This window comes from Neobacillus drentensis, assembly GCF_036966985.1.
Taxonomy (GTDB): domain Bacteria; phylum Bacillota; class Bacilli; order Bacillales; family Cytobacillaceae; genus Neobacillus; species Neobacillus drentensis_E.
In genome coordinates, this window is the sequence record NZ_JBALSN010000139.1 from 1 (window position 1) to 8,257 (window position 8,257).

At 37.7% G+C, this 8,257-nt stretch carries 7 protein-coding genes and 1 pseudogene; 5 read left to right on the forward strand and 3 right to left on the reverse strand.

The window, feature by feature from the left end; all coding sequences use genetic code 11:
• Positions 1 to 267: 267 nt before the first annotated feature.
• A complete protein-coding gene (locus tag V7659_RS09765; RefSeq protein ID WP_335539742.1) occupies positions 268 to 1,974 on the reverse strand; it encodes an AMP-binding protein in 1,707 nt (568 codons plus the stop codon).
• Positions 1,975 to 2,207: 233 nt separating this feature from the next.
• Positions 2,208 to 2,354 (reverse strand): annotated as a pseudogene (locus V7659_RS09770) (DUF350 domain-containing protein); the annotation flags it as partial.
• On the opposite strand from V7659_RS09770, the gene V7659_RS09775 reads away from it, so the two are divergent.
• The 4 genes from V7659_RS09775 to V7659_RS09790 all read left to right on the forward strand — a co-directional run bounded on the left by V7659_RS09775 (position 2,340) and on the right by V7659_RS09790 (position 4,857).
• A complete protein-coding gene (locus V7659_RS09775; RefSeq protein WP_335539751.1) occupies positions 2,340 to 3,200 on the forward strand; it encodes an ABC transporter ATP-binding protein in 861 nt (286 codons plus the stop codon). The pseudogene V7659_RS09770 and the gene V7659_RS09775 sit on opposite strands and share 15 nt — an antisense overlap.
• On the forward strand, positions 3,197 to 3,985 hold the full coding sequence (locus V7659_RS09780) for an ABC transporter permease (RefSeq protein WP_335539743.1): 789 nt from the start codon (positions 3,197 to 3,199) through the stop codon (positions 3,983 to 3,985). The genes V7659_RS09775 and V7659_RS09780 overlap by 4 nt, the downstream gene beginning before the upstream one ends.
• A 307-nt stretch (positions 3,986 to 4,292) precedes the next feature.
• A complete protein-coding gene (locus V7659_RS09785) occupies positions 4,293 to 4,475 on the forward strand; it encodes a hypothetical protein (protein WP_335539745.1) in 183 nt (60 codons plus the stop codon).
• A gap of 208 nt (positions 4,476 to 4,683) precedes the next feature.
• Positions 4,684 to 4,857 (forward strand): hypothetical protein, encoded by a 174-nt coding sequence (locus tag V7659_RS09790; RefSeq protein WP_335539747.1) that lies wholly within the window; start codon positions 4,684 to 4,686, stop codon positions 4,855 to 4,857.
• Between the two features lie 417 nt (positions 4,858 to 5,274).
• On the opposite strand, the gene V7659_RS09795 is transcribed toward V7659_RS09790, so the two are convergent.
• Positions 5,275 to 7,497 (reverse strand): MMPL family transporter, encoded by a 2,223-nt coding sequence (locus tag V7659_RS09795; RefSeq protein WP_335539749.1) that lies wholly within the window; start codon positions 7,495 to 7,497, stop codon positions 5,275 to 5,277.
• Positions 7,498 to 7,889: 392 nt separating this feature from the next.
• Between V7659_RS09795 and V7659_RS09800 the strand changes: the two genes are divergently transcribed.
• A partial coding sequence (locus V7659_RS09800) for a TetR/AcrR family transcriptional regulator (protein WP_335539753.1) occupies positions 7,890 to 8,257 on the forward strand: 368 nt, incomplete at its 3' end.

Genomic DNA, 8,257 nt, shown 5'->3' on the forward strand with positions numbered 1-8,257 from the left:
GGGGAGCCTCCTCGTCGCTTTGCTCCTGCGGGGTCTCCCCTGCCCCGTACTCCCGCAGGAGTCTTCGTGCCTTCCACTCCAATCAACAGAGTGCCAAAATCAGCATTAACCATTAACACAGCCTATTATTAAAAAAGAAAAATATGAATGAATAATCATTCATATTTTAATAATAGTTATTATCTCTTGATCTGTCAAGATATCTCATTACCTTTTCTTATTCATACATACGGACAGGCCTAATCTGTCAAAAAAAAGAGGTAACACTTATGCGTGTTTTTGGTTTTCTTCTTCTATTTTTTGTTTCTCTTCTTCAACTAGCATCCTTCTTAAAATTTTCCCTACAGCTGTTTTGGGCAATTCCTGTCTAAATTCATAGTATCTTGGTGCCTTGTATGCTGCAAGATATTTTCGTGAAAATTGGTTCATTTCCTCTGCCGTAACCGATGAACCTTCTTTTAAGACAATATAGGCCTTAACGGTTTCTCCGCGGTACGGATCGGGTATTCCTGCTGCGACTGCTTCAACCACATCCGGATGTTCATATAATACTTCCTCTATCTCTCTTGGATAGATATTATACCCGCCAGCGATAATCATATCCTTTTTGCGGTCAACTACATAAAAATAGCCATCTTCATCCATATAGCCAAGGTCACCTGTATATAACCATCCATCATGCAAGACTTCCTTCGTATCCTCAGGACGATTCCAGTAGCCTTTCATGATTTGCGGCCCTTTTATCACGATTTCCCCAATCTCCTTTATCGGCACCGGTTCACCTGTGTCTGTTGATACAACTTTTACTTCTGTATCTGGCCATGGCACACCAATACTGCCTTTTACTCGAGGGGCATCCCATAAAAAGTTTGCATGTGTGACTGGAGATGCTTCCGTTAGCCCATAGCCTTCTACAAGTTTTCCTCCAGAAACGTTTTCAAACTTCTCTTGTACCTCGACTGGAAGTGCGGCTGAGCCACTGATACAAGAATGAATCGATGATAAATCATACTTTTTCAAATCAGGATAGTTTAAGATACCAATATAAATGGTTGGTGCACCTGGGAACACTGTCGGGCGCTGTTGGTGTATGGTCTTCAATGTTGTCTCAACATCAAATTTAGGTAATAAGATCATTTTATTGGCCTGCATCACGGATAAAATGAGCACAGTTGTCATGCCGTATACGTGGAAAAACGGGATGATTGCAAGAACGGATTCTTCTCCTGGCTTGGATTTATAAAGCCAAGCCTGGCACATCTTGGTATTTGCAATTAAATTCTTATGGGTAAGCATGACGCCTTTCGGAAATCCTGTTGTTCCTCCTGTGTATTGAAGGAGTGCAACATCTTCCTCAGGATTGAATTCAACATGCCTTACTCTTTGTCGCTTCATTTTTACTATTTCCGAAAGCAAATGTGTGCTTCCTCCGTGTTTTACATTCACGACAATTCCATATTGTTTTTTCTGGATGAAGGGATAAATTAGATTTTTAGGGAATGGTAAGTAGTTCTTGATAGCGGTTACAATTATATGTTGTAAATCTGTTTGCGGCATCACTTTAGATACGCGTGGGTAGAGGATGTCGAGTGTAATGATTGCCTTTGCTCCTGAATCTTTCATCTGATATTCTAATTCACGTTCCGTATATAATGGATTCGTTTGAACAACAATTCCGCCTGCTATTAGTATCCCAAAATAACTAATCACGGCCTGTGGTGTGTTAGGCAGCATGATCGCGACCCGATCATCTTTTGAAATACCTAGGTTTTCCTGCAAATAACCGGCAAAATTTATGGCATCTTCATAAAGCTGTTTATAGGTGATGTCATTTCCCATAAAATGAATCGCTATTTTTTCAGGGAATTGCTCTGCAGAATTCACTAAGTATTGCTGAACAGGCTCTCTGGAGTACTCGAGTGTGGCAGGTATTTCTTTTGGATACAGTGCTAGCCAAGGTTTTGCTTCATACATAATATCCCCCTTTTCTATGTGGATAATTATAAAAATTCAAACTTCTCTTCTATTATATTACAGGACTACACATTAAACAATTGACGATAAAGTTAAAAAAATCACCGCTGAATGTTCCTCAGCGGTGATTTTGACTTACGCAAAAAATAACATATAGATCAAACCGATTAGCAAAAACAAGCCGCATAATCCGAGAAGTATCTTAGCTAATGTCTCCACTTTTTATTCTCCCCTTACGTAATACCTGCACCAATGACAATCGATAAACCAATTGAGATCACCAGCGAAATCAACCCAACTGCCCGATTATCATTTTGAATTTCTTCGTCAATTTTAAATTTTGGCGTTAAAAATTCAAAGATAAAATAGCCGTCAATAATTTCTCTATGGAGTTGCAATCAGGGGAATGTGTCGGTTTAATAGGACCAAATGGCGCAGGGAAGTCCACATTAATAAAAGTAATTGTAGATATGATAAATCAAAATGCAGGCGAAGTTATGCTGAATGGGAAGAAAATATCAAAAATGAAAAGAGAAATTGGTTATTTGCCACAGTACCCTGAATTTTTTAACTGGATGACAACGAAAGAAATGCTTATGTTTATGGGGCAGCTGTCTGGAATGAAAAAAGTAGAATTAATAAACTCGATACCTAAAATTTTGGCAAAGGTAGGACTTGAAAGGGAAGAAAACTTAAAAGTTGGGACATTTTCTGGCGGAATGAAACAACGACTAGGTATTGCACAAGCACTGATGCATAAACCTTCACTAATTGTGATGGATGAACCGGTATCTGCACTGGATCCAATCGGTCGAAGAGAGGTATTAAATCTTATTCAAGAAATTAAAAAGGAAACAACTATTTTATTATCTACCCATATACTAGGCGATGCAGAAGAAATATGCGAAAGATTTGTCATGATAAAAAATGGCTGCAAGATAGAAGATACAACTATTGCAGAACTATTAAACCGTAATAATAACAACCAATTAAAATTAGAAATCTCGATGGTAAATCAAAATTGGATTGAAGATGTAAAAAAATTACCTTATGTAAAATCCGTTGAGGTAATTGGGAATAAAATCAAAGTAAAAGTCGAAAATATTGACAAAAACAAGGATATGTTACTTAAAGATGCATTGGAGAAAGGCGTGGACATAGTAAAATTTGAAATCCATCATGATACTTTAGAAGAAATCTTCATAAAATGGGTGATAGAAAAATGAATCGTATTATTGTAATGACAAAAAAGGAATTTGTTCAAATGGTACGTGAATTCAAAGTGATTTGGTTACCCATTGCCTTTCTACTATTAGGTATAACTCAGCCAGTTGTTACCTATTATTTGCCTTCCATTCTAAAAACTTTAGGTGGTAGTCAAGGGATTACGATTGATTCGAGTTTTACAGCTCAGACTGGCGGAGATATTCTAGCCAGCACATTAGGATCTCAATTTGATCAACTTGGTATCATGATTATTGTTATCTCAATGATGGGGATCATTCAAGCAGATAAAGTTAATGGGATGTTAGGTTTTATTTTAACAAGACCGGTAAGGGTTCTTTCTTATATAGGTGGTAAATTGGTTTCAAATTATTTATTGATTTGTTTTAGTTTAGCGCTGGGATACTTTGCTTCCTATTTATATGTTTACTACCTTTTTACGAGTGTGACTTTTGCCGACATAGTGGTCGCCTTTTTGTTTTATATTGTGTGGGTTTTATTTATGATTTCATTTACTACAATGATCAGTACCATTTTTAACAATCAGGGTCTAATTGCCTTGATATCGATCGTGTTCCTTTTGATTTGTAGAGTAATCGTTGGTTTAAATCCAGTTATTGATTTTGCCAATCCAGCAGTGATGAGTAAATTTGCAATGGAGGTCTTAATCACAGGATCCGTAAATTCGACCATTATTGGAAATCTATTCACATCGTTTTTTTGTATCTTACTGACGTTCCTTGTAACAAAATATTGGATTGATCATAAAAGGTGGAAACATAAATAAATAGAGCATATTAGAAATGAACGGTATCAACAGCAAAATGAAGTAAAGTTAAGGAGAAAATAGATTTATTGATCTATTTGTGAATTATTGTACTTAAAGTAACGGGTGCTTATGTTGAAGAATAGGGGTTGCTGCGGCATCCCTTTTTCTTGTTCAACTAACGTAGCAGTTTAGCTGAAGAAGGAATGATATAATATTTATCAAGTTGGATTGTTTATTAGTCATCTAGGTGGAGGAATTTGAATACCCTTTACGACCTATTTATTAAAATATTTAAGATACAATACCAAAAAGTGAGTGAAATTTTATGGGCAAAAGAGTCTTTATTTCTATATTTATTGCTGCAATTCTTTCCGTTGTTATTCGTTCAATACTTCGTGCCAATGGCATTCACAATTTTCTTAGTGAAAACTTAACTGGTCAAGCATTATTATATTGGGTCATTTGTTTATTGATTTTCTTTATTTTTAAAAAGAAGTCTGAAAGATAAGACTTATGCATTGTTAAAATCTTGTTCAACTAACTGGGTGCAAGAGTTCAAGATTCAGCTGACATACATAGGCGGCTTTTTCTTATTGTGTTAACGTGGCAGGTTGAAGAAGGAGAACTTCTTCTACAACTTAAAAAGCTAAAACTGGTATATTTAATTGACATAATCCACACTGTATACTTCGAATGATAAATAGGAGGTAATAATATTGGCAAAACATGACCAACATCCAGATAATGTAGTTGAAAACAAGATGCAAGTCTTTAACAATCTAAACCATTCAGCAACACGTTATGTACAGTCTGCCGTTGAAAATGCATCAGAAACTGGACAGGATGCAACACAAAATTTAGTGAACAGAATCATAAGGAGAAAAAAGTAAAAAATAAATCTAAAATAAATATAGTTGAACGTTACTCCACGCAAAATTGTGAGAAATGTACATAAGCTAACAGGTGCGATGCTTCAATAACGAAGGATCGCTATTTCTTATTGAAGTAACGAAGCAGGTTAGTGGAATAAGGATTATTATGGGTATAATAAATGGACTCACAATTGAGTAGAGGTGAAGTTTATGCTGTATGAGTTTGTTTTAACAATGCTTTTTACTTTTGCAATAGTTACAATCATTAATTTTGTAGTAACTAGACTTTTAACAAACAAGGAAAAGAGAGAGAAAACAGTTTATGGAGTTCTTTTGGGACAAAGTATATTAATTGCATTTTTTCTTACCTGGGTTCCATAGATGTTACTCAAATAGATGAAGGAGGACCTATACCTTCTCTTAAAAAACCCGCTTCTATTTTATAGGAAGCGGGTTCTGTTTATATATCTTTTCACTTTTGTTTTCCATGTGATGTATAATGCTTGCTCCTTCAACGTCAATGTTAGGCAAAATTTTATCCACCCATTTTGGCAAGTACCAGGCTGACTTACCCATGAGAGTCATGACCGCAGGTACGATTGTCATTCTCACGATGAATGCGTCAAAGAAAACACCGAATGTAAGAGCCATGCCTAGTGATTTAATGATGGCATCAGGTGCCAACATGAATCCAATAAATACAGACATCATAATTAATCCTGCTGCGACTACGACTCTACCACTCTCCCGCATTCCTTCTAAAATAGCTCTCTTCGGGTCTCCTGTATACGTATATACTTCCCGCATCTTGCTCACTAGGAACACCTCATAATCCATGGCGAGTCCGAACAGGATGCCAATAAGAATCACAGGCAAGAATGCTAAGATCGGACCGGCAGCCGAGAAACCAAATATATTTTGGAAATGCCCATCCTGCACGAAAAATACCACGGCTCCCAATGTAGCACCAAGAGAAAGTAGAAACCCTAATACTGCTTTTAATGGAAGGAGCAGAGATCTAAACACTAGAACTAAGAGTAAATATGCAAGTCCCACAATAAGGGCAGCGAAAACCGGCAAGGCATCACTCAGCTTTTGCACGATATCAATATTTATCGCGGCTGTGCCCGTTACCATTAGTTCAATTCCATTTTCTTTTTCTGCCTGGTTCGATTTGTCCCGGATCGCTTTTACTAAATCCTTCGACTTTGTATCGTCAGGTCCTGTTTTTGGTGTGATGGAAATCATATAAATCTTTCCGGAAGGTCCAGGGATAGCAGGTGTCACACTTTTCACGCTAGATAGGTTGCCTAATTCTTTTGCAATGGTGTTCATAGCATTTTGCGTTTCAGCTGTTGCTTCCTCTGATTTTGCCACTACCACTAAAGAGGCATGAAATCCTTCTCCATATGCTTCCGTCAATAAATCATATGCTTTTCTTTCTGTCGTTTCTGTGGACTTTGTTGTTCCATCAGAAGGCAGACCAAGGTTCATATGGAAAAATGGAATCGTAATCACTGCAAGTAGTCCGATTGCGAAAATTGTAACGATCAGAGGACGTCTTATGACAAATTCCCCCCATTTATTTGAACCAGCGTGTTTTTTACCTGCCCCAGTCATCTTTTGCAAGTATCGATTTTGTTTAGATGGGGCAATCTTATGACCGACAAGTCCCAATATGGCTGGTAATATGACGACGGAAACCAACACAGCTGCGAGCACAGTAAAGGCAGCGGATACGCCCATCGCTGTCAGGAAAGGAATCTTTGTAACAGACAGTCCCAAAAGACCAATAATAACAGTTAATCCTGCAAAGATTACGGCACTTCCCGCTGTTCCCGTTGCGATGGCAACAGATTCTGGAACAGAATCTCCTTGTGCAAGCTGCTGTCTAAAGCGATTGATAATGAAGAGCGCATAGTCAATGCCCACCGCGAGTCCGAGCATGGCAGCTAATGATAAAGATACAGATTGGATTTCCACATAATTGGTCCCAATCATGATTCCTAGCATTCCAATCGCTAATCCGATTATCGCAGTGAGAATCGGCAGTCCAGCTGCTAGAAAAGACACAAAGGTAAATGCCAGAACTACAAACGCAACAAGTACTCCGACAATTTCAGTCATACCGGAAGTTTCTGAGTCGGAAAACTTGATATCGCCTCCTGATAACTCCGTTTGAATGCTGGCATCCCTTGTTGTTTCAATACTATCTAAAATCTTATCCTTAGAAGCTTCTGTGACCTTTTCCGACTTCACTTTGTACGTAACGACTGCATATCCGATTGTCCTATCTTCACTGAGGTTCTGCAGCTGCATCGGTGCTGCTACAGAATCAACAGCTGAATCTTTTTTAATCTCATCTAGAACCTCTGCAATTTTCTGTTGTACTTCCGCTGACTCCAAGGTTTCGTCTTTTGGTGCTTGAAACACGACTTTTACTTGGGCACCTGCAGGTTGCATCGCTTTAAACTCTTTTTCAATTACTTTTCCTGCTTTATCTGCCGGCGTATTCGGAATACTCAGCTCATCCTTGAAAGAGGAACCCATGTTGACTGCAAAAAGCACTAATGCAATAAGAATTGCGAGTGCACTGAATAAAACCTTTTTCCTATGGTTTACTGCCCAATGTCCTAATTTATACAGATGTTTTGCCAATTGAATCTCACCCTATTCTTGTTGATAATTTGTCTTGTTCTTACGTTGTAATCTAGAAACGCACAAACACCAAACCATAAATTATTCATATAAAAAAATTTAAAATGTATATTATAAGTTGTAACTGGATCCCTCCCTATTAATAGCTTACAGAATGGCGGCAAATCGCCAGTAGGAAACAAAGAAAATGGTACACATTGACAGCAAGGATGTCCTTTTATACAATGACATTATCACCGTGCTAACAATTGTGCTTACACATGTAAGTATAGCAGTGAATTTTCATCTTTCAAGCACTATGTGATGATTTGCACTTAAAACGAACAGAATGAAGGGATGTGTTAGCTTTGAGGAATTCAAGAGAAGACAGTGTACACTCTCAGAGATATATTATGGAGGCATTGAGCGCACTGTTGGAGGAACATAAACTGCAAGATATAACCGTAACAGCTATTTGCAAGAAGGCTGGAGTTGCCAGAGTCACATTCTACAAATACTACCGCAACGTTTACGACGTCGTGCAAGCATCTGTGGATGAAATTGTTCAACAATTCTTGAAAGAGGTTGATAGTTTGGATCCGTATGATAGTATGCAGCTAATTATTGAATATATCATAGAGGGCTTTGTGTCTGCACATAAGCCGTCAGAAAAGTTAATTGATGCAAATATATCAAGTATGCTGCTTGATTATTTGAATTATGCAATGGAAAAGGTCTTTCAAGCGGATATTACGCGCAATCAAGACATGAGCAGAATGCA

Excerpts from the sequence above, each read along its gene's own strand:
- V7659_RS09785 (WP_335539745.1), top strand. The coding sequence starts at position 4,293 with ATGGGCAAAAGAGTCTTTATTTCTATATTTATTGCTGCAATTCTTTCC.
- V7659_RS09765 (WP_335539742.1), bottom strand. The coding sequence starts at position 1,974 with ATGTATGAAGCAAAACCTTGGCTAGCACTGTATCCAAAAGAAATACCT.
- V7659_RS09780 (WP_335539743.1), top strand. The coding sequence starts at position 3,197 with ATGAATCGTATTATTGTAATGACAAAAAAGGAATTTGTTCAAATGGTA.